This window comes from Filimonas zeae, assembly GCF_014641615.1.
In the GTDB taxonomy this organism is placed as follows: domain Bacteria; phylum Bacteroidota; class Bacteroidia; order Chitinophagales; family Chitinophagaceae; genus Filimonas; species Filimonas zeae.
This window is the reverse complement of record NZ_BMIB01000001.1, coordinates 321,380-343,124: the sequence shown is the minus strand read 5'-3', so window position 1 is coordinate 343,124 and position 21,745 is coordinate 321,380. Positions and strand designations below refer to the sequence as shown.

The window sequence follows — 21,745 nt, the reverse complement described above, 5'->3', positions numbered from 1 at the left end:
CCATCCGAACAACTCATCCGGTCATCGGAACAGCTCATCCGGTCATCGGAGCAACTCTTCCGGTCATCCGAACAACTCTTCCGGCCATCGGAACAACTCATCCGGTCATCGGAACAACTCATCCGGTCATCGGAAGAGCTCTTCCGGCCACCGGAACAACCCTTCTGGTCATCGGAACCTTGCTACTCTTCTGTAACTTCTTTGGGAAAGCGGAGCGTAAAACGGTTTTTACCCTCGTATACACTGTACTCAATGGAGCCTCTGTGTAGTTGCACAATACGTTTTACAATTAATAATCCCAGTCCAAAGCCTTTGGCACGCATGGCGTTGCCACCGCGGAAAAAAGGTATAAACAGGCGTTCCTGTTCAGGCAACGTAAGCACTTCCCCCCCATTATCCACATAAATACATACTTCTTCCCGGCCGCCTTCTATAATTACAGTAAGGCATTTATCTGCGGAATACAGGTAAGCATTTTTAATCAGGTTGCGCAGGGCTGAACGCAGCAGCGCCTCATTGCCGCGTATGGCCAGGTCCATATCCGTTTCCGGAATAGTGGCAAAATCAACAGAAATATTACAGTCGGGCATTACCTGATTGGTAAGTGCAATGCTATCGTACAGTACTTCATCCAGCCTTACCCATTGCCAGCTGGAAGAATAGTTAATGCTATCGTATTGCGACAACAGCAGTAAAGAATTAGCCAGTTCAATCAGCGCGTGCTGATCTTCTTTCAGCGAAACGAGTACCTGCCGGGCCTCTTCCGGGCTCAGCTGCCGGTTCAGGGCCGCTTCGGTCTGGGCCAGCATACTGGCCAGTGGGGTTCGCAGCTCGTGCGAGGCATGATGTACAAAGCTTTTTTGCAGTTCAAACCCTTTTTCCAGGCGGTCGAGCATGGCATTAAAGTTTTCTGCAATCTGCTCCAGCTCGGCATAGCCCTTCCCTACCTGTACCCGCTCTTTCAGGTTGTTGGCAGTAATACGCTGCATCTGGGCTTTTACTCTGTCCAGCGGTTTCATTACCTGCCTCACAAAAATAAAGGCACCCAGGGCAGTAAGCAGTATACCCCCGAATATTACAAATCCGATAATCAGGCGCAAACGCTCCATTTTACGCAGCCCGTAACGGTCTATAGCAGAAGTAATTACATAACAGCTGCGGCTGTTCTCCCCCACATACACGCCTACATATTCCCGTTTGCCTTTTTTAAAGTAAAAGCCATCCCCGCCCGACCAGCGGATTTTCTGCAACAGCTGTTTATCCAACTGGTGGTGCATGGTATCGGGGTAACAAAACAATTGATGGAAGGAAACATCCAGAATAATAGTTTGTAAATCAACCAGATTGGCCGGCGAGTTCCGGTCAATTTCGCGCAATAGCTGTTTATCCAGCGTATCTACATGGTAAAACACGCGGTAATTCTGCAGGGCTTCGGCCCACAGACGTTTATTGAAGTCTTCCCTCCTGGTATCAGAATACAAAAAATAAATAACCAGTACTGAAGAAAAGAGGATAATGGATACTAATAAACTGAATAGAAGGGCAAATTTTACTTTCAGGTTCATGACAGGGCAGTCTCTCTCACATAATAACCAAACCCGGGTTTGGTGTGTATCAGTTTAACATCAAAGGGTTTATCAATTTTGTTACGCAGGAAGCTGATATATACCTCAATGGTATTGGTGCCGGTATCAAAACTCAACTCCCATACCTTTTCCAGAATATCATGCTTGGAAATTACCTTGCCTTTGTTACGCGACAGCAGTACCAGCAGGGCAAACTCTTTGGCAGTAAGGCTGATGCTTTTTCCGCCGCGGGTAACCATTTTGTTCTCCATGTCTATTTCCATGTCGGCCACCACTATTTTTTCACCGCCATCGCCTGCCGTATCGGAGCGCTTCAGAAACACCCTGATGCGTGCAAACAGCTCATCAAAATGAAAAGGCTTTACCATGTAATCGTCTGCGCCCAGGTTAAACGCATCAATTTTATCGGAAAGCTCGCCCAAAGCGGTAAGCATAATAATAGGCACATTTTTATTGTGCTCTCTGAACTCCTTGCACAGGGCCAGACCGTTTTTGTATGGCAGATTAATGTCCAGCAACACTAACGCGTAGTTATGCTGTTTAAACAACTTTTCGGCAATCAATCCGTCATACGCCACATCCGCCTGGTATCCCTGCCGCGCTAGTTCGTCCTGAATTACCTGACTCAGCTTTGGCTCATCTTCTGCCAGAAGAATTCTGTATGTGTTTTCCATCCCTAAACGTTTGTAAGCTTATTCTATATCAAAATAATGAAAAAAGTCATTTTACTACACAAATCGGACAATATTTGTTTTTTGGTAAGGGTTTTGACCGCACCCACCTTTTGGGTGCATTGCAGATAAATACTACTTTTGCACATGCAAGAAAAGATCATCATTCTTGACTTCGGGTCTCAATATACACAGTTAATTGCCCGGAGAGTCAGAGAGCTTAATGTTTATTGTGAAATCCATCCGTTTAATCATCTTCCTCAGTTTGATGCCAGTGTAAAAGGCGTTATTTTTTCCGGAAGCCCTTATTCTGTAAGGCAGGAAGATGCCCCTCAGATTGATCTGAGTCTGTTCCATGGCAAATTTCCGCTGTTAGGAGTTTGCTACGGCGCCCAGTACATTGCCCAGCATTCCGGTGGCGAAGTGGTTCCCTCTAAAATAAGAGAGTACGGAAGAGCCAATCTGCATTTTATAGAAAGCAACAACGCGCTTTTCCACAACGTACCCCTGCAATCGCAGGTTTGGATGTCGCATGGCGATACCATTTCCAGCGTACCGGAAAACTTTGAAATTATTGCCAGCACCGATTCGGTAAAGGTGGCAGCCTACCATATTAAAGATTCTCAAACCTATTGTATTCAGTTTCACCCCGAGGTTACACACAGCATAGACGGTAAACAACTGTTACAAAACTTCCTTACCACTGTTTGCGGCTGTAAGCAGGACTGGACGCCTGATGCGTTTATAGACACTACCATTGCCGACCTGCGCGCCAAACTGGGCGATGACCAGGTGGTACTGGGCCTTTCCGGCGGTGTGGATTCTTCTGTAGCCGCAGTATTACTGCACCAGGCTATTGGCAAAAACCTGCATTGCATATTTGTAGATAACGGCTTACTGCGCAAAGATGAATTTGAGCAGGTGCTGGACTCATACAAGCATATGGGCCTGAACGTTCGCGGTATTAAAGCCGGCGACCGTTTTCTGAGCCAGCTGGCTGGTTTAAAAGATCCGGAACTGAAGCGTAAAGCTATTGGCCGCGTATTTATTGAGGTGTTTGATGATGCGGCGCATGAAGTACAAAACGTGAAGTGGCTGGGACAGGGTACTATTTACCCCGATGTAATTGAATCTGTATCTGTAAAAGGCCCGTCTGCCACCATTAAATCGCACCACAACGTAGGCGGTTTACCCGATTTTATGAAGCTGAAGGTGGTAGAACCGCTGAATACTTTGTTTAAAGATGAGGTTCGCCGCGTAGGTAAGGCTTTAGGTTTGGACGATGCCCTGCTGGGCCGCCACCCCTTTCCGGGCCCTGGTTTAGCTATTCGTATACTGGGCGATATTACGCCTGAAAAAGTAGCTATACTACAGGAAGCGGATGCTATTTATATCAACAACCTGAAATCATCTGGCTGGTACGATAAAGTATGGCAGGCCGGCGCTATTTTCCTGCCTGTACAATCGGTAGGGGTAATGGGCGACGAACGTACATACGAAAACGTAATCTGCCTGCGCGCTGTTAGCTCGGTAGATGGTATGACTGCCGACTGGAGTCACCTGCCTTACGAGTTACTGGCTAAAATATCCAACGAAATTATCAATAATGTAAAGGGCATTAACCGCGTGGTATACGATATCAGCTCTAAGCCCCCTGCTACTATTGAGTGGGAATAGGCACTAATTTTGCCGGTTGCGTTATTGCAAATAAAATCGTGTATGACCCTAATAACCAAATCCCGGGTTATCCTGGCTGTGCTTTGCTGCTGGATAGGCAGTTTACATGCCCAGGATAACATTCCGAAGCCTGTAAGACTGCGCGTGGCGGTACTTGCACCGTTGTATATAGACTCTGCGTTTAATGGTTACACATATAAACTGGGCACAGGTGTAATGCCTAAGTATCTGTTACCAGGGCTGGAGTTTTACAATGGTGTAATGCTGGCTGTAGACTCGCTGAACAAGGAAAAAGCGCCGTTGGAAGTATGGGTATATGATACTAAAAAAGCAGGTACCAATATTGTTTCCATTGTTAAAGAACTGGATTATCTCAACTTTTCGCTCATTATTGCTTCGGTAAACAACGCAGCAGAGCAGAAGGTGATTTCTGAATTTTCTTTCAATAAAAACATTCCTGTTATATCTGCCACCTACCCTAATGATGCCGGTGTTACTGCTAACCCGTTTTATATTATGGTAAACTCCACGTTAAAAACACATGTGGAAGGCATTTATAAATATGTGCAGCAAAACTATGTAATTGGCAAAATGCTGTATGTAACCCGCAAGGGCGCATTGGAATCTAAAATACAAGGCTACTTTGCCGGTATGGATGCGGCGGCGGCCAGTAAGCTGAAGTATAAAGTGGTGGAACTGCCAGACAACTTTACGGCAGACCAATTGACCAGTTATATGGACAGCACCCGCCAGAACATTGTTATCTGCGGCAGCGTAAATGAAAGCTTTGGCACTTTGCTGGCGCGTACGCTTAATAGCAGCGCTACCAGTTACCGCTCAGTAGCAGTGGGCATGCCTACCTGGGATATGATTAATCCTTCTTCTGTTAAGAATATTGAAGTGGTGTATTCTACCCCTTACAATTATTCCCGTACAGATGCGTTTGGCAAATCAATTGTTAAACAATACAAGGATAAATACCAGGGCAAACCTACCGATATGGTGTTTAAAGGTTTTGAAAGTCTGTTTCACTTTTCCAAACTGATGCTGAACAACAAACCCAACTTTTTAAACAACCTGTCTGATTCCAGCTACAAAATAGCGAATGATTATTCCTTTGATGCGGTACGCCTTACCAGCACCTCATTTGTTCCGGATTATCTGGAAAACAAAAAACTGTACTTTGTAAAAATGCAGGATGGTGCGGTAAAAAGTGTGAATTAACGTGCTGATGTACAATATGGCAAAATGCCAGCCGGATGTTTCTGGCTGGCATTTTGCTTTTTACTTAGCCTATGTTGCTTTCATTTACCGATAAAGGACTGTATTGCGCTGCCGGAGATTTTTATATAGATCCCTGGCGGCCGGTTAACAAAGCAGTGATTACACATGCACACAGCGATCATGCCCGCTGGGGCCATAAATACTACCTGTGCCACCACTACACCAAACCCCTGTTACAGGCAAGGCTGGGCGATAACTATTATGAAAGCATAGGCTGGAATGAGCCCATATACATAAATGGGGTAAAAGTTTCCCTGCATCCGGCCGGGCATATCATAGGCTCATCGCAGATACGCCTGGAGCATGGTGGCGAAGTATGGGTGGTAAGCGGCGATTATAAAACAGAAGATGATGGCATCAGCGGTGCCTTTGAAGTAGTGCCATGCCATACGTTTATTACCGAATCTACCTTTGGCCTGCCCATTTACAACTGGAAAAAGCAGGCCGGTATATATGAAGACATACGGCAGTGGGTTACCCATAATGCAGAGCAGTTTAACACCAGTGTTATTATAGGTTACAGCCTGGGTAAGGCACAGCGCATACTTACGGCAGTAGCACCGCTGGAAAAGCCGGTATATGTGCATGGTGCGGTATGGAACATGCACCAGGCCATTCTTTCTGCCGGTATAGCCCTGCCACAGGTACACCGCGTTACACCGGAAACCACCAAAGCAGAACTGAAAGGCAGCATAGTAATAGCGCCTTCCAGCGCAGAAGGCAGCCCATGGATACGACGCTTTAGCCCCTACAATGTAGCAGTATGCAGCGGATGGATGCAGGTAAGGGGTAATGTAAGAAGGCATAATGCAGATGCCGGTTTTGTACTGAGCGACCATGCTGACTGGAACGGCCTGCTTGGCACCATACAGGCTACCGGTGCAGAACGCGTATATGTAACACACGGGTTTCAGAGTGCGCTAAGCCGCTATCTGAACGAAAAAGGGATATGGAGTGCGGAAGTAAAAACAGAATACGGCGGCGAGGAGGAAAATGCGGAATCCGGCAAAGCTGTTAACACTGCGGAGGAATAATATATGAAAGCATTTGCAGCACTGGTACATACGTTAGGCACTTCTACCGGCACCAATGAAAAACTGGATGCACTGGCTAACTATTTTGTAACGGCCGATGACCGGGATAAGGTATGGGTAATAGCGCTGTTCAGCGGCCGCCGGCCCAAACGCATTATCAGCTCTTCCTGGTTATCGCAATGGTGTATAGATATTACCGGCCTGCCGGCCTGGTTGTTTGAAGAGAGTTACCACACCGTAGGCGACCTGGCCGAAACCATTGCCTTATTACTGCCCCCACCCGTTATGGAAAACCAGGAAGGCCATACACTGGCCGGTTATCTGGAACAGCTGATATTGCTGGAAAAACAGACGGATACCATTAAGCGGCAGTTTATTACCAGTTGCTGGCGGCAGATGCAGCGCGAAGAAATATTCGTATTTAACAAACTGCTTACGGGTGGCTTTCGCATTGGTGTATCGCAAAAAACAATGGTGAATGCACTGGCTAAAAAAATAAACCTTTCTGCTTCTGTTATTGCCCACCGCATCAGTGGTAACTGGAACCCCGCCACTACCAGTTTTGAACAGTTGTTAAGCGAACATAATACGCAGATAGATTATTCCAAACCGTATCCTTTTTACCTGGCACATCAGCTGGATAAAACGCCGGAACAACTGGGCGCACCGGAAGAATGGCAGGCAGAATGGAAATGGGATGGCATACGGGGCCAGATTATTAAACGCAACAACGAACTGTTTGTATGGAGCCGGGGCGAGGAGTTGATGACAGAGAAGTTTCCGGAATACCAGGTATTACAGGCGCTGCTGCCTGATGGGGTAGTGCTGGATGGAGAAATTATTCCCGCTGCCCAAAACATGCCACTGCCCTTTGCTTTACTGCAAACACGCATAGGCCGCAAGAATGTTACAAAGAAAAATCTGGAAGAAACACCTATTGCTTTTTTTGCGTACGACCTGCTGGAATACCAGTATGAAGACTGCCGCGAACAACCGCTGGAAACCAGGCGTAAACACCTGGAGCAACTGGTGCAGGGTATTAACCACCCGGTACTGCAACTATCTGCCGTAATAGCTTTTAACAGCTGGCCGCAACTGACAGCAATACGGGAAGAAGCCCGGCAACGGGTAGCAGAGGGGCTGATGCTGAAACGAAAATCATCTGCCTACCAGGTGGGCCGTAAAGTGGGCGACTGGTGGAAGTGGAAAATAGATCCGTTAACCATAGATGCGGTAATGATTTATGCGCAGAAAGGCCATGGCCGCCGCAGCAACCTGTATACCGATTATACGTTTGCGGTAAAAGATGGCGATAAACTGGTAAGTTTTACCAAAGCTTACTCTGGCCTTACCGATAAAGAGTTTGCACAGGTAGATGCCTTTGTAAAAAACAACTCCATAGAAAAATTCGGCCCGGTACGCACCGTAAAACCGCAGCTGGTTTTTGAAATAGCTTTTGAAGGTATTGCTGCCAGCAACAGACACAAAAGCGGCGTGGCCCTGCGTTTTCCACGCATCAGCCGCTGGCGTACCGATAAAACACCGGATGATATAAACACGCTGGAAGATTTGAAGAAGATGCTGGAGCTGTATGGAAAATAATGTGTGAATATGTGTAGTAAACAATGCCTGCTGCGTAACGAATAACTAACTTTATAAACATAATTATACTATATAACCGTTGATACCCCCCGGACATACCGTTATTACCGAATGGCTTACCCGTAAAGGGTTTACAGCCTTTGCTTTTCAGGAAGAAACCTGGCAGCATATTGCACAAGGCGAAAGCGGACTGGTGAATGCCCCTACCGGTTTTGGTAAAACCTTTTCGGTATTTCTGGGTGCGGTTATTCAATACATTAACCAACATCCTGCCGATTATCAGAAGCCCCGTAAAAACGGGTTGCAGCTGCTATGGATATCGCCCTTGCGCGCACTGGCCAAAGATATTGGCCGGGCAATGGAAGAGGCTTTACACGAATTACAGATACCCTGGCAGGTAGGTGTACGCAATGGCGATACGGAAATGAGCGAACGCCAGAAGCAGAAAAGAAATATGCCCGAGGTACTGATTATTACCCCGGAAAGCATGCACCTGCTGCTGGCACAAAAGGGTTACCCGGATGTATTTAAAAGCCTGCGTGTAATTGCGGTAGATGAGTGGCATGAACTGCTGGGCAGTAAAAGAGGTGTGCAGGTAGAGTTGGCTTTATCCCGCGTTGTACACTGTAAAAAAGCGCTGAACAGCACTCCCCTCTCCCTCTGGGGCATCAGTGCTACCATTGGCAATCTGGAACAGGCAAAGGAAGTACTGATGCGGCCGCTGGGTGTGGCAGGTATTATTGTACGCGCCAGGCTGGATAAGCCGATACATATAGAATCTATACTGCCCGATGAAATTGAAAAATACCCGTGGGCAGGCCACCTGGGTATTAAGCTGGCAGAAAAAGTAATTCCGATTATAGAGCAGAGTAAAACCACGCTCATTTTTATTAACACCAGAGGCATGAGTGAGCGGTGGTACCAAACCCTGTTAACCATTGCACCGCAGCTGGCAGGCGCTATAGCCCTGCACCATGGCAGTATTGAACACCAGTTACGTATATGGGTAGAAGATGCACTACATGCAGAAACACTGAAAGCAGTGGTGTGTACGGCCAGCCTGGACCTGGGTGTTGACTTCCGGCCTGTGGATACGGTAATACAGGTAGGATCGCCCAAAGGTGTGGCCCGCTTTCTGCAGCGTGCCGGCCGTAGCGGCCACCGCCCCGGTGAGGTAAGTCATATTTACTTTTTACCCACCCACTCGCTGGAACTGGTAGAAGCTGCCGCTTTAAAACGTGCTATTAAAGAAGAAATGGTAGAAAGCCGCGAGCCCATGATATTGTGCTTTGATGTGCTGGTGCAATACCTGTGTACCCTTGCCATAGGCGAAGGCTTTACTGCCGCGCAGGCATATGCCGAAATAAAAAACACTTATTGCTATGCAGAGATTAACGATAGTGAGTGGGAACAGGTGCTGGCACATATTGTACACGGCGGTAACGCGCTGCAGCAATACGACGACTATAAAAAGGTAGAGATAGAAAACGGCCTGTACCGTATTAAAAACCGCAGGGTGGCTATGCGGCACCGCATGCACATTGGCACCATTGTAAGCGATGCTATGCTGAAAGTGAAGTTTATGAGCGGCGGTTATATAGGCGTAATTGAAGAATACTTTATCAGCCGCCTGGAACCGGGAGATAGCTTTACCCTTGCCGGCCGCAACCTGCAGCTGGTAGGCATTAAAGACATGACGGTGATAGTAAAAAAATCTACCGCCTCTAAAAGCATTGTGCCTGCATGGAATGGTGGCCGCCTGCCCCTTTCTGCCAACCTGGGGTTGGTACTGCGCGAAACCTTTAACCTGGCGCACAGCCGTAAAGCCAAAGAGCCGGAGCTAACAGTACTGCACCCGTTGTTTCGTTTGCAGGAGAAGCTATCGCACGTACCCAAATCGAACGAGTTGCTGATTGAGCATATTGAAACGAAAGACGGTTATCATTTGTTTGTATATCCCTTTGAAGGGCGGCTGGTACATGAAGCTATGGCCGCCCTGCTGGCCTACCGCATCAGCCGCATACTGCCTATTACTTTTTCTATAGCCATGAACGACTATGGATTTGAACTGCTGAGCGACCAGCCCATACCACTGGACGACAGCAATGCGCCGGAACTGTTTACCACCGATAACCTGATACACGATATACAACGGAGCGCCAATGCCGGCGAAATGGCCAAACGCAAATTCAGAGATGTGGCGGTAATTGGGGGCCTGATTTTTCAGGGCTATCCTGGCGAACAGAAAAAAGCACGACACCTGCAATCTTCTGCCTCCCTGTTATATAAAGTATTCAGCGAATACGACCCGTACAATATTCTGCTGCGCCAGGCACACCAGGAAGTGCTGGACCAGCAGATGGAAGAAGCACGTTTACGGGCAGCGCTGCACCGTATTCAGCAAAGCAATATTGTTATTACCGTACCGGTGCGTTTAACGCCGTTCTGCTTTCCTATTAAGGTAGACAGTTTGCGGGAAGATATGTCGTCTGAACAGCTGGAAGACCGCGTAAGGCGCATGCAGCAACAACTGGAAAAAGAAAAATAAGCAGAGTACCTATCTTTGCCGCGGAATGTTTTTACCGGTACCACATCATATTCACAACAACACCTTCTGGCTATCACCCGAAAGGTGCATTTACTGGGAGCAGGGGCAGGCCATTATTGTATCGGATCTGCACCTGGGCAAAACCGGGCATTTCCGCAAAGCGGGTATAGCCGTACCCCAATCTGTTTTTCAGCACGATCTGCAACGTCTGTTTCACCTGATACAACACCACCGCCCGCAGCAACTGATTATTGTAGGCGATCTGTTTCACAGCAAAGAGAACAAAGAAATGGAGTTGTTTATACGCTGGCGCGAAAGCCTTGCACAGGTGAACTTTACGCTGGTAAAGGGCAACCATGATATACTGCCCGCGCAATGGTATACACAGGCAGGTATTGTAACCCATGCAGAAGAATACAGTACCGGTGGTTTTTGCTTTACGCACGACCCCGCAGGCTGTTCTGCTACCAGTGAAGGGGTGTATACGTTCTCGGGCCATATTCATCCGGGCATCCGCTTAAATGGCCTGGGCAAACAGTCTTTACAGTTTCCCTGCTATTACTTTGGCGAAACCTACGCTATACTACCCGCCTTCAGCCGCTTTACCGGTTTGGCAGGTATACAGCCTACGCGGCAGGATAGTGTGTTTGCTATAGTAAACCAATCTGTAATTCCTATACAGTAACCTTATTTGCCAGGCATGATTAAAATAGCTTTTGACCCCTGTTATATTCAGCCGTTGCCGGAAGGGCATCGCTTTCCTATGCGCAAGTACGAGCTGATACCCGGGCAATTATTACATGAGGGATATATTACAGAAGCGAATTTGTTTGCACCGGTGGAATGCCCGGCAGAGGTAGTGTTGTGGACGCATGAAGCGGCTTATCTGGAAAAGCTGGTACAGCAAACCCTTACAGCTTCGGAACAGCGTAAAATAGGTTTTCCGCAATCGCCATCGTTAACCCACCGCGAACTGGTAATTGCACAGGGTACTATTGATTGCTGTTACCACGCACTGGAACAGGGCGTGGCATTAAATGTGGCAGGCGGTACGCACCATGCCTTTGCCAACCGTGGCGAAGGATTTTGTTTGCTGAACGATATGGCTATTGCTGCCAATTACCTGCTGCACAAAAAGATGGCTTCGCGCATATTGATTATTGATCTGGACGTACACCAGGGCAATGGTACCGCCAGCATCTTTAACCACGATGAACGGGTGTTTACTTTTAGCATGCACGGGGCGCACAACTATCCGTTTCATAAAGAACAGTCCAGTCTGGATGTGCCTTTAACAGATGGTACCGATACCAATGCTTATCTGGCATTGCTGCACCAGCACCTGCCCCGATTGCTACAACAGGTACAGCCCGATTTTGCCTTCTTTCTTTCAGGCGTGGATATACTGGATACCGACAAGTTCGGCAAACTAAAGGTTACGCCGGAAGGATGCCGGGAAAGAGATTATTACGTGTTTCAGCTATTGAAACAACACAGCATTCCTGTAGCGGTAGCTATGGGTGGCGGATACTCGCCCGATGTAAGAACCATCGTTACTGCACACTGCCACACCTTTAAGGCTGCACTGGATATGTACTAGCTGATTTTCTTCTTCAGATTGCTTACCTGCTCCTGCAGATTGTTTACCAGACCTGCCAGCTGATTTACATCCCACAACTGCTGGGTGTTGGCTTTGGTAATAATCATCTGCGCCTTCCATACTTCCAGCACATCTTCTGTATTTACGTTATAAGGCTCGTATATAGGATTGTCGCTAACCAGTGTAAGCTTGTTCTTTGCTTTGGTGTTGCGCATGATACGCTTGTACACAATGCCTTCGCCTTTGGAAATAACGATATAGGTGTTGCTGCTTTTTACATCTTCCATTTCTGTAACTTTCTCCCCTACAATTACGCTGCCGCTGGGGGTGGGTAACATACTATCTCCGATAATTTCAAAAGCACGGTATTGGCCGGGTGCCAGCATGGGCAGGGTAAAAGTGTTCAGTTCATCTACAAACTCCGGATCAGCATAGCCTGCCAGGTAACCTGCCGCGGCTTTTACCGGTACAAAATGAATCTGCTGTACTTCTACAGACATCTTCATCTGCCTGCGTTTATCCAGATAGCTGCCACCACCGTTGCCTTTTCCGCCCGAAGCAGTCAGGTCTTCCAGCAACAGTTCGTCCAGGCTTAGTTTAAACAAACCGCAGATCACTTCCAGCACTTCCAGGCGGGGTTCTGCCCTCTCCTCTTCGTAAGCGCCTACCAGTGAACGTTTTATATTCAGTTTGTTGGCAAATTCCTCTTGAGTCCAGCCCCTTAGCTTGCGTAAATACCGCAGATTTTTTCCAGCGTAGCTCATGGCTAATAATTTTTTGAGCAAAATACTAACTAATTTAGCCTTAGCAAAATTATTTGGGATAAATTTTCAGAAAAGAGGTAAGCCTTTCCCAATACCTGCATGAATACCCTGAAACGTTGCAAATACAGTTATAGTAGTGTTATTAAGCTCCTGTTACCAGTGCCACAGGTACCCCCGGGGCCGGAAAAGTGTGTATATTGCAATATATTATGGCAAAAGCGAAGAAAGCAGCAGGTACTAAAACCAAAGAAGAACCCGTTATACTAATTACGAACGACGATGGTATTACTGCCCCCGGTATTAAAGCGCTGGTGGAATCGGTAAAAGGGTTAGGCAAGATAGTAGTAGTAGCGCCGGATAAACCTCAGAGCGGTATGGGACATGCCATAACCATTGGCTACCCGTTGCGTTTGCAGCAGGTAAGCGTGTTTGAGGGTGTGGAAGCATGGGCCTGCAGCGGCACGCCGGTAGATTGCGTTAAACTGGCAGTAGATAAAATACTGCACCGTAAGCCGGATATATGCCTTAGTGGTGTTAACCACGGCGCCAACCATAGTATTAACGTTATTTATTCCGGTACCATGTCTGCCGCGCTGGAAGCCGCTATTGAAAGCATACCCAGCATTGGCTTCAGCTTATTGGATTACAGCGTGGAAGCAGATTTTACAGGTGCACAGCACTATGCAAGGCTGCTGGTACAACAGGTGCTTGGTAAAAAAATAGATAAACATCTTTGCCTGAACGTAAATATTCCGCTTGCGCCTAAAGAACTGCTGAAAGGCTTAAAAGTATGCAGACAGGCGTATGCCAAATACGAAGAGGAATTTGCTGAAAGGAAAGATCCGCATAATAAAACTTACTATTGGCTTACCGGTGAGTTTGTGAATTTTGACAAGGGTAAAGACACTGATGTATGGGCATTGAAAAATAACTATGTGAGTGTTGTTCCTGTACAATTTGACCTTACGTATTATAAACTGAAAGATAAACTGGAACAATCCTTAATAACCAAATAAATGCTAAGAAGAGACCACCTCGGCATGGGCATTACGTTGGGTTTTATAGCACCGCTCATTGGCATGCTGCTATATTACTTTACTAAATTTTACCCTATCTCCCTTTCTGACTTTTTTTATGTGTTGGGCAGGCAAAAAACATTAATCTCCGGTATTGTAAGTGTATCACTTATTGCCAATGCAGTATTGTTTACTATTTACATAAACACACGCAGAGATTTAACCGCCAAAGGCATCTTTACATCTACCTGTGTGTATGCAGTTGGCGCATTGATATTGAAGTTTTTTCTGTAACGTATCCGGTGCTGTGGCTTTTACCACGGCACAAAGCATTAGATAAAACCTTTGTATAAAGGGTTCTGTACACTGAAATGAAGTATTACATTATTGCTGGCGAAGCCAGTGGCGATTTGCATGGCAGCAACCTGGTGAAAGAAATATTGCAGCTACAGCCGGAAGCGCAATTCCGCGGATGGGGTGGCGATATGATGCAGACAGCAGGCGTGCAGCTGGTAAAGCATTACCGCGATCTGGCCTTTATGGGTTTTGTGGAAGTGATTATGAACCTCCGCACCATACTGGGCAATCTTGCTTTTTGTAAGCAGGATATTCTGCAGCATAAGCCGGATACTTTAATACTGGTGGATTATCCCGGATTTAACCTGCGCATTGCGGAATGGGCTAAACAACACGGCATACGCGTTATATACTATATAGCCCCGCAGGTATGGGCCTGGAAAGAAAACCGGGTAAAGAAGATGAAACTGTGCATTGATAAAATGCTGGTGATTCTGCCCTTTGAAAAAGCTTATTTTGAGGATAAATGGAACTGGCAGGTGGAATATGTTGGCCACCCGCTGGTAAATGTAATTGACCGGTTTAAAGCTGATACTACTGTGCAGGCAGCTTTACCCGATACAAACCTGCCTGTTATTGCACTGCTACCTGGCAGCCGCAAACAGGAAATACTGAAAAAGCTGCCCATTATGCTGGAAGTAACCCGGCAGTTTCCGCAATACCGTTTTGTAGTAGCCATGGCGCCGGGGCAGGAAGACAGCTTTTACACCAGCCTGCTGAGCCCGTACGAAAACGTATCTGCCGTGCGTAACCAAACCTATGCATTGTTAAAACAATCGGCAGCTGCCCTTGTAACCAGTGGTACTGCTACGTTAGAAACAGCGCTGTTTAAAGTACCGGAAATAGTTTGCTATAAAGGCAGTAATATCAGTTACCAGATAGCTAAACGACTGATTAAAGTAAAATACATTTCGCTGGTAAACCTGATTATGGATAAGCTGGTGGTGAAAGAACTGATTCAGAACGATCTTACGCCACAGCACCTGGTAGCAGAACTTACACAACTGCTGCAAAACAGCGGACGACAGCGACAGCTTGACCAGGATTATGCACAACTGCACACCTTATTATCTGCCGGTGGTAATGCCTCTGCCAATGCAGCAGAAAGTATCGTAAAATTTATGCGTTCTAAATAGCGTTAAAGGCTGGATCTTCAGCAACGCATCTGATCATCCCGATTGAATCCGGGATGATCAGATGCGCAATACTGCTTTACACCAAACTTTGTATGTAATACAGAGAAGCTGACAGGCGGCTCATTTCCATATAAAAGGCAGATACCAGTTTTCTTTATTCAATAACTTAGCCCTAACCGCACCTGCCTGCGGGTTGTTATCCTTTAACAGTTTTGCATATACTTTATCTGCCAGAAAAGCGGCATCATTTCTTCTCAGGGCTATACGTACCAGATCTGACCAGCGGCGGCCTTCGTATGCCAGTTCCAGCGCAGCTTCATTTACAATACTGTTTTCTATAGCAAGGGTACTATCGCCGGTTACCTCTGCAGACTTAAGCATAGCACGACCACGGATGCCTGCATTTCTATACCAGTCTGCACGGTAGGTTGGATTGCTTAAAGTGCGGCCATCAAAATTATAAGGTGCGCCCTCTCCTGATTGCCCAAAGGTGAGGTTAACCCCCTGATTCAGTAAGGCATAAGCCACCCGGTGTTTATTATCGCGGTTGGCCGCTTCTGCAAAATCCAGATGCAGTGAGGCAGCGCGGTACAGAAACCACTTGCCCTCTTTCTGTAACAGGTTTACCGGTGTAAACGAAGTTTCATCCAGATAGTTGTACAGATACTTCATAATTACCGGCTGCCCGTTCAGGTTTTGCCAGGTGAATACCTTTCCTCTTGCATCATAAGGCAATTCATTCTTCTGCACCTGACTGTTCCAGTTATCTATAGCAGTTTGTGAGGGTTTTACCAGATAGCTGCCGCCTCTGTTAGAAAAGAGGTTGATGAAAGGATTGGTGGGCGCAAAGTCTTTGGTAAAGGGTAAAAACCAGATCCACTCCCACCCAAACATCTTATCCTGACCACGGGAAAAGATAGAGCGCCAGCCCTGTGTATTGTTGTTAATCAGCTGCGTTTCATCCCACTCGCGGTAACGCACATATCCTACTGATAAATCGTTATGATCTACTATATCCGCATACCGTATGCGATACTGATCGTATTCGGCCGTGCCACCAATTTCCAGTACGGTTTTAAAAGCAGTGGCAGCTGTGGTATAGTCAGAGCCCTTACCACGCCACAGGTATAGTTGCCCTTTCAACACCTGTTTGTTGATAAAAAATTTATCCGTTGCATAGCCATCTACCGTAGTAATAAGGCTGGTGCCTGCAATGTAATCATTCAGCGTAGGCAAACGGTCTACCGAAGCTATCAACGAATCCAGCAACACCGGAAACTCAATACGGGGCATCTTTTCTATCGCAGCTACTTCTGCTACCGTAGAAAGCGGGCTGGTAATATAAGGCACCCTTCCAAAATGAATGCCTACCTGCAGGTATACCCAGGCACGCAATGCCGCCACATCAGAATAACGCGCGCTGTACTGATCTTCTTTCAGCTTTTTACCGCGCCGCATAATATCCAGGTTGTAAAGAATATCATTGCAGTTTAATATCACCTCATAAAAAGCACGGGGGCTGGTATAGGGGTTTTCAGCGGCAATGGTACCATGCTCATTCAGCTGGTTCAGGTACTGGCTGGCGTTTACGGTGGTACTCATCAGATCGGCCCTTAGCTCGTTCAGTACCACATACTGCTCTGCCAGGTGCATAAACTTACCATACAGGCCCATTACAGCCGCATCAGCATCAAACACATCTTTATACATTTCACTTTCATCCAGCACATTCTCAGGTTCTGTTTCAACCAGTTTTTTACAACCGCCCAGCAGCAGCGGCAGTAACAACAGGGCAAACAGATATTGTAATACACGCATAATTCTCTTTTTAAATTGTTATAGGCCCATTCTTATACCCAGCTGAATACTGCGATACAGTGGCGTAAGGGTTACATCGGTACCCTGGCCGTAAATACTGGAAGTAGCATTAAACTCCGGATCGTACCCCAGATATCTGGTAAGCGTAAACAGATTGGTGCCGGAAGCATATACCGTCATGTTCTTTACAAACCCCGGCGCCAGCGGCACATTGTAAGCCACGGCCAGCGTACGTAACCGGAAATAAGAACCATCTTCTATCCAGCGATCGCTGAACCGGCTGTTCTGCATAGGATCGCCCCAGGCGGCCCCGGGCATAGAAGCCTGCTGGCCATTATTGCGCCATCTGTTGGCTACGGAAGAAAGCTGATTGGCGTAGCCCGACATAGACTCCAGCTGACGGCGTGTATAGTTATAAATATCATTACCCTTACTAAAAGTAAATAAGGCATCGAGCGACCATTGCTTATAGGTTACACGGGAAGTAATGCCACCTGTATAATCGGGATTGGGGTTACCAATTACCTGCCTGTCGTTGCTATTAATTACTTTATCGGCACCGGTAGTATTTACAAAACGTACATCTCCGCCACCAAAAGCCTTATTGCTTCCATCGGGCATATTATTCAATACACCTTCTGCCGCCGCCTGTGCATCTGACTGATACACACCGGCCGTTTTATAGCCATAAAACAAGTTAGGCGCATCACCCACACGGGTAATATAAGTACCCGCTGCAAAACTGGTTTCCAGTGCCGCCACAGGCAGTTGGGTTACCTGGCTTTTGTAGTGTGCTACAGTAAAACCCATATCCCACTTAAACGCCTTACGGTTAATTAACCGGGTATTTACAGCCACCTCCCACCCTTTGGTTTTCATGCCACCGCTGTTGGTTACAGCATACATCATACCACTGGCAGCAGGTGCAGGCTCATATACAATCATGTTATCCGTTTGGCTGCTAAAAGCGTCTATACTTACATTCAGCCTTTCATTCCACACCGCAACATCCAATCCGGCATTAAGGCGGGTTACCGATTCCCATTGCAGATCGGGATTACCAATATTGCCTCTTACCAGGCCGGATACCCCCAGCAGGTTTTGCGCTACATAATATTTGCGGGCCGTAAAATTGCCAATATCATCATTGCCCGATTTACCGGCAGATGCCCGCAGTTTTAATACATCCAGCCAACCGGCTCCGGCCATAAAGTTTTCAGAAGAAAGCATCCAGCCTGCTGCCACAGAAGGCATAACCGGATAGCTGGTGTTGGCACCAAAACGGGAAGACGCATCGCCCGCCACGTTTACAGATAAAAAGTACTTGCCGGAAAAGTTATAGTCTGCCGCCAGGTACGTATTCACCCACTTCGCTTCACCCATACTGCCTCCTATTTTACGTAAAGCGTTTACACCATAGCTTACGTTGGTAAGCTTGTCTGTAGCAGCATTGTAACCCAAACCATAATCCTGCTCCGCATTGCTGGTAAGATACCTGGCCCCTAAACGCACGGCCAGTTTATGCCTGCGGCTGAATACATTGGCATATTCCAGACGTGTATCGTTAAACAAAGCAAACATTCTTACCACCTGCGCGCCAGACCGGTTTTTAACTGCGGCATTGGGCAAATCTTCATTTATCACACCTTTTTGCGGCACAAAAAACGATTCCCTGCTTTTATCAATAGTAATACCTATGGTAGAAGCCAGCGACAGTTTACTGGTAAGCAGATATTTGAACTGAACGCTGCCGCTGAAGCGATAGCTTTTGTTCTCTGCCTGCATGTTCTGGATTAAAGCCACGGGATTACTTACCTGAAAAATATCTGCATCTGCCAGGTTGGGAGATTCCACGCCGTTGGCAGCCACCTCATGCACCGGTAAAAACGGCGCTTTGGTAAGCGCTGTATACAATGGATTGGTTTGTACATCTACTCCCATGTTTTTCAGGTTTTGCTCGTAGTAAGTAAAACCAAGATTAGCGGTAGCGGTAAGCCGCTTGCTGAGGTTAAAGTCTGCGTTAAAGCGCATATTATACCTTCTCAGGTCTGTATTCCTGATAATGCCATTGTTTTTTAAAAAGCCGAGAGATAAACCATAGCGGGCAATATTATCGCCACCGGTAATTTTAAGATATCCATTCTGCACGCTGCTGCTATGCATTACCTGTTTTTGCCAATCGGTCTGGTAATGGTAGGCATGATAGGTTGCCGCAGCAGTATCATCATTCATATAAGGCAATGCCTGCATTTGCGCAGGTATTAGCCCTTTAGACTGCAGCATTTCTGAAAGATAAATACGGTAGTCTGCCGCGTTCATTACCGGCAGGGAAGCCGGTGCCTGGTTAACCCCGCCGGAAAGCGATACATCAATACGCGTAGCTTCCTGCCGGGCGCGGGCAGTAGTAATTAATATAACCCCGTTAGCACCTTTGGTACCATATACAGAACTGCCATCTTTTAACACAGTTATATTGTCTATATCCCGCGGATCTATATTAGCCAGCGGATTATTATAATAACCACCAATAAGCGATTCGCCATAATTGGCAATATCAAATATTACCCCATCAACTACAATAAGCGGCTGGTTGGTAGCATACAAAGAGCTAAAGCCACGCAGATACAGATTGGCCCCCATGCCCGGGGTGCCAGACCGGCGTATGGCCTGCAAGCCTGCCACCTTACCCTGTAGCCAGGAATCTGGCGTTTCCGTACTTACACTCAATGCATCTGTGGCATTTACACCGGTAGAGGCATCTGCCACCTCTGACCGTGCAGCACGGTTAAAAGGAATAGTAATATCGCTATAAAAAGAAGTATAGTCCGATTCGTAAAGAGCTGCACTTACTGCACTTCTTCCTTTAAGCGCTATATCCTTATCCTGAAAGCCTTCACTTTCCACGTGGATAGATACATTGTAAGAAGGCACTTTTATAGAGAAAGCTCCTGTACTGTCAGTAATAGCTGCCGCCGATTCTTTATAACTGATGCGTACCCCACGCAGGGCCGCACCGGTAGTGGCATCTGTAATTCGCCCCTTTACTACTTTTTCCTGCTGTGCCTGGCTGTATAAAGCAGGCAGCAGTAAAAAAGCCAAAAGTGCAGGCCGGTTCATTCGCATAACAAATAGTTTAATTCTCTTTATTCTAATACAGGAACGAATCTGATATAATCCAGACTCAGGTAATTAGGGCTGGTGGTAGCCGAAGTAAGAAACATACGCACAGAAGCCGGCGTAAGCGTGTTGGCGCTACTCCCACTTAACAGGGCTACCGGAAAGTCATAGCTGTCTTTGGTATACTCACCCAGATAAGTTTCTGTATACGTATTGGGTGCCACCGATACATAACTGAAGGTAGCAGCATTATTACTGGAATCCATTGCCAGCCTTTGCATAAACGGGTTGGTGGTACCATAAGAACTGTTATCATTATCCGTACGTGCCGTATAATCGTTCAGCGAAACCCAGTACACCTTGTACTTAGTGGTAAATACCTCATTGGACAGATACATTACATAAAAAGATGTGCCCGGGTTTTGAATATACATATCATTAAAAGGCTTTCCGGTTTCCGGGTTGTTGCGCAAACGGTAAAACGTTTTACTGATAACATCTCCCTTAAAAGCATAAGGTGTTTCGCCCTGTACTATACAGGCAGGTATTTTATCTTTCAGCGGTGGCACCACTGTGTTTATTTCGTATACAATACCATTGCTTACCTTATGTTCAGCTGTAATAGCAGCCTTGTTTACAGGCACTCTTACACCAAACCTGGAAATTAAGGTATCGGGCAACTGATCTTTGGTATACAAGCCTTTTATAGCCAGATCTTTTACCACATTCCACGAGCTGTTGTGGCTGGTAATAAGGGCTTCTGTGCTTTTAAAGTAAGGAGCCATACGTGCCATTTCGCCCTCATAAGCCGTATTGTTTAAAATAAAGAAGGTATATAAACTGTCTTCATTTTCCAGATGATACACTCTATCCAGATAGGCATTTACGGTAACCATGCCGGTGCCCGGCTTATACACTACCTCGCCGGTTACGGGGTTAATACTGTCTACCTCTGCAATGGCAGTATCCTGCTTCTGATAAATTAAGCGGGATATATAAGTGTTCTGCTCAAACGTATTGCGGGTAGCATCAATAAATCCCCATACACTGGGCAGTGGCATTATTACCTTATCAATGGTATGCAATACACCATTCTTTACATACACGTCCGCCGTTTTTATACCTGCCGCATCAAAATGCTGCTGGTAAAAGAATATGCGTTTACCATTGAGCATATAGGTTCTTATGGTATCTGCCGCCATGCGGGTAAAGTAAAGCTGCCCCGCTATATGATTACGTAATACCGCACGCAGGCTATCTGTGTTATTTACCACTGCTGCGTCTATACTTTTAAGCGCATCGTTTACCGGTGCCCATATGGTATAGTTTTTTGAAGCAGTAAGTTCCTTATCCAGACCGGTTTTAATAAGATAGTCTTTAAAAAGACTCAACTCTGGCCGGCTGCTGATCTGCTCCATTAAATCTTCATTCAAAGCCTGCTCCGGCACTGCTGTATGGTCGTCCCATTTTTTGCAGGCCCATACCGTTATTAACAGCAGCGCCAGAAGCGTATATTTTTTGTATTGCATGTGTAT

Annotated in this window: 16 protein-coding genes; 10 read left to right on the top strand and 6 right to left on the bottom strand. The window is 46.6% G+C overall.

All coding sequences use genetic code 11. The annotated features are described in order from the left end of the window. Positions 1-182: 182 nt before the first annotated feature. A complete protein-coding gene (locus tag IEY13_RS01455) occupies positions 183-1,565 on the bottom strand; it encodes an ATP-binding protein (RefSeq protein ID WP_188949968.1) in 1,383 nt (460 codons plus the stop codon). Then, positions 1,562-2,260: a response regulator transcription factor gene (locus tag IEY13_RS01450; RefSeq protein ID WP_146829761.1), complete on the bottom strand. Its 699-nt coding sequence runs from the start codon at positions 2,258-2,260 to the stop codon at positions 1,562-1,564. Before IEY13_RS01450 ends, IEY13_RS01455 begins: the two co-directional genes overlap by 4 nt. A 144-nt stretch (positions 2,261-2,404) precedes the next feature. Here IEY13_RS01450 and guaA point away from each other — a divergent pair, with 144 nt between their 5' ends. From guaA to IEY13_RS01415, 7 genes are all read left to right on the top strand, one after another. Continuing rightward, complete coding sequence (gene guaA, locus IEY13_RS01445; RefSeq protein ID WP_188949966.1) at positions 2,405-3,934, top strand: glutamine-hydrolyzing GMP synthase; 1,530 nt, start codon at positions 2,405-2,407, stop codon at positions 3,932-3,934. A 42-nt stretch (positions 3,935-3,976) separates the two neighbouring features. Continuing rightward, entirely contained in the window at positions 3,977-5,158 is a 1,182-nt protein-coding gene (locus IEY13_RS01440) for a type 1 periplasmic-binding domain-containing protein (protein WP_188949964.1), read from the top strand. Positions 5,159-5,229: 71 nt separating this feature from the next. Further along, positions 5,230-6,252, top strand: a complete 1,023-nt coding sequence (locus tag IEY13_RS01435; protein ID WP_188949962.1) for a ligase-associated DNA damage response exonuclease — start codon at positions 5,230-5,232, stop codon at positions 6,250-6,252. A 3-nt stretch (positions 6,253-6,255) separates the two neighbouring features. Then, positions 6,256-7,854: an ATP-dependent DNA ligase gene (locus IEY13_RS01430; RefSeq protein WP_188949960.1), complete on the top strand. Its 1,599-nt coding sequence runs from the start codon at positions 6,256-6,258 to the stop codon at positions 7,852-7,854. Between the two features lie 79 nt (positions 7,855-7,933). Then, entirely contained in the window at positions 7,934-10,402 is a 2,469-nt protein-coding gene (locus IEY13_RS01425) for a ligase-associated DNA damage response DEXH box helicase (RefSeq protein ID WP_188949958.1), read from the top strand. A 25-nt stretch (positions 10,403-10,427) separates the two neighbouring features. Then, a complete protein-coding gene (gene pdeM, locus IEY13_RS01420) occupies positions 10,428-11,087 on the top strand; it encodes a ligase-associated DNA damage response endonuclease PdeM (RefSeq protein ID WP_188949956.1) in 660 nt (219 codons plus the stop codon). A 15-nt stretch (positions 11,088-11,102) separates the two neighbouring features. After that, the gene (locus IEY13_RS01415; protein WP_188949954.1) at positions 11,103-12,002 is read left to right on the top strand and encodes a histone deacetylase family protein; all 900 of its coding nucleotides are present in this window, start codon (positions 11,103-11,105) and stop codon (positions 12,000-12,002) included. On the opposite strand, the gene IEY13_RS01410 is transcribed toward IEY13_RS01415, so the two are convergent. Then, a complete protein-coding gene (locus tag IEY13_RS01410) occupies positions 11,999-12,766 on the bottom strand; it encodes an XRE family transcriptional regulator (protein ID WP_188949952.1) in 768 nt (255 codons plus the stop codon). The genes IEY13_RS01415 and IEY13_RS01410 overlap by 4 nt on opposite strands. Before the next feature lie 209 nt (positions 12,767-12,975). Between IEY13_RS01410 and surE the strand changes: the two genes are divergently transcribed. The 3 genes from surE to lpxB all read left to right on the top strand — a co-directional run bounded on the left by surE (position 12,976) and on the right by lpxB (position 15,275). Continuing rightward, the gene (gene surE, locus IEY13_RS01405) at positions 12,976-13,782 is read left to right on the top strand and encodes a 5'/3'-nucleotidase SurE (protein WP_188949950.1); all 807 of its coding nucleotides are present in this window, start codon (positions 12,976-12,978) and stop codon (positions 13,780-13,782) included. Further along, positions 13,783-14,076, top strand: coding sequence for a hypothetical protein (locus IEY13_RS01400; protein ID WP_188949948.1), 294 nt, complete (start codon positions 13,783-13,785; stop codon positions 14,074-14,076). 77 nt (positions 14,077-14,153) lie between these two features. Next, positions 14,154-15,275, top strand: a complete 1,122-nt coding sequence (gene lpxB / locus IEY13_RS01395) for a lipid-A-disaccharide synthase (RefSeq protein ID WP_188949946.1) — start codon at positions 14,154-14,156, stop codon at positions 15,273-15,275. Positions 15,276-15,395: 120 nt separating this feature from the next. Here the strand turns inward: lpxB and IEY13_RS01390 are convergent, their stop codons facing one another. From IEY13_RS01390 to IEY13_RS01380, 3 genes are read right to left on the bottom strand one after another with little or no spacing between them, the layout of a single operon-like run. Further along, positions 15,396-17,093, bottom strand: a complete 1,698-nt coding sequence (locus IEY13_RS01390; protein ID WP_188949944.1) for a RagB/SusD family nutrient uptake outer membrane protein — start codon at positions 17,091-17,093, stop codon at positions 15,396-15,398. 18 nt (positions 17,094-17,111) lie between these two features. Beyond that, entirely contained in the window at positions 17,112-20,216 is a 3,105-nt protein-coding gene (locus IEY13_RS01385) for a SusC/RagA family TonB-linked outer membrane protein (RefSeq protein WP_188949942.1), read from the bottom strand. Positions 20,217-20,236: 20 nt separating this feature from the next. Beyond that, a complete protein-coding gene (locus IEY13_RS01380; protein WP_188949939.1) occupies positions 20,237-21,739 on the bottom strand; it encodes a fasciclin domain-containing protein in 1,503 nt (500 codons plus the stop codon). Positions 21,740-21,745 lie beyond the last annotated feature (6 nt).

Coding starts and splice junctions, on each gene's coding strand:
- IEY13_RS01455 (WP_188949968.1), bottom strand. CDS start 1,565: ATGAACCTGAAAGTAAAATTTGCCCTTCTATTCAGTTTATTAGTATCC.
- IEY13_RS01450 (WP_146829761.1), bottom strand. CDS start 2,260: ATGGAAAACACATACAGAATTCTTCTGGCAGAAGATGAGCCAAAGCTG.
- guaA (WP_188949966.1), top strand. CDS start 2,405: ATGCAAGAAAAGATCATCATTCTTGACTTCGGGTCTCAATATACACAG.
- IEY13_RS01440 (WP_188949964.1), top strand. CDS start 3,977: ATGACCCTAATAACCAAATCCCGGGTTATCCTGGCTGTGCTTTGCTGC.
- IEY13_RS01435 (WP_188949962.1), top strand. CDS start 5,230: ATGTTGCTTTCATTTACCGATAAAGGACTGTATTGCGCTGCCGGAGAT.
- IEY13_RS01430 (WP_188949960.1), top strand. CDS start 6,256: ATGAAAGCATTTGCAGCACTGGTACATACGTTAGGCACTTCTACCGGC.
- pdeM (WP_188949956.1), top strand. CDS start 10,428: ATGTTTTTACCGGTACCACATCATATTCACAACAACACCTTCTGGCTA.
- IEY13_RS01415 (WP_188949954.1), top strand. CDS start 11,103: ATGATTAAAATAGCTTTTGACCCCTGTTATATTCAGCCGTTGCCGGAA.
- IEY13_RS01410 (WP_188949952.1), bottom strand. CDS start 12,766: ATGAGCTACGCTGGAAAAAATCTGCGGTATTTACGCAAGCTAAGGGGC.
- surE (WP_188949950.1), top strand. CDS start 12,976: ATGGCAAAAGCGAAGAAAGCAGCAGGTACTAAAACCAAAGAAGAACCC.
- IEY13_RS01400 (WP_188949948.1), top strand. CDS start 13,783: ATGCTAAGAAGAGACCACCTCGGCATGGGCATTACGTTGGGTTTTATA.
- lpxB (WP_188949946.1), top strand. CDS start 14,154: ATGAAGTATTACATTATTGCTGGCGAAGCCAGTGGCGATTTGCATGGC.
- IEY13_RS01390 (WP_188949944.1), bottom strand. CDS start 17,093: ATGCGTGTATTACAATATCTGTTTGCCCTGTTGTTACTGCCGCTGCTG.
- IEY13_RS01385 (WP_188949942.1), bottom strand. CDS start 20,216: ATGCGAATGAACCGGCCTGCACTTTTGGCTTTTTTACTGCTGCCTGCT.
- IEY13_RS01380 (WP_188949939.1), bottom strand. CDS start 21,739: ATGCAATACAAAAAATATACGCTTCTGGCGCTGCTGTTAATAACGGTA.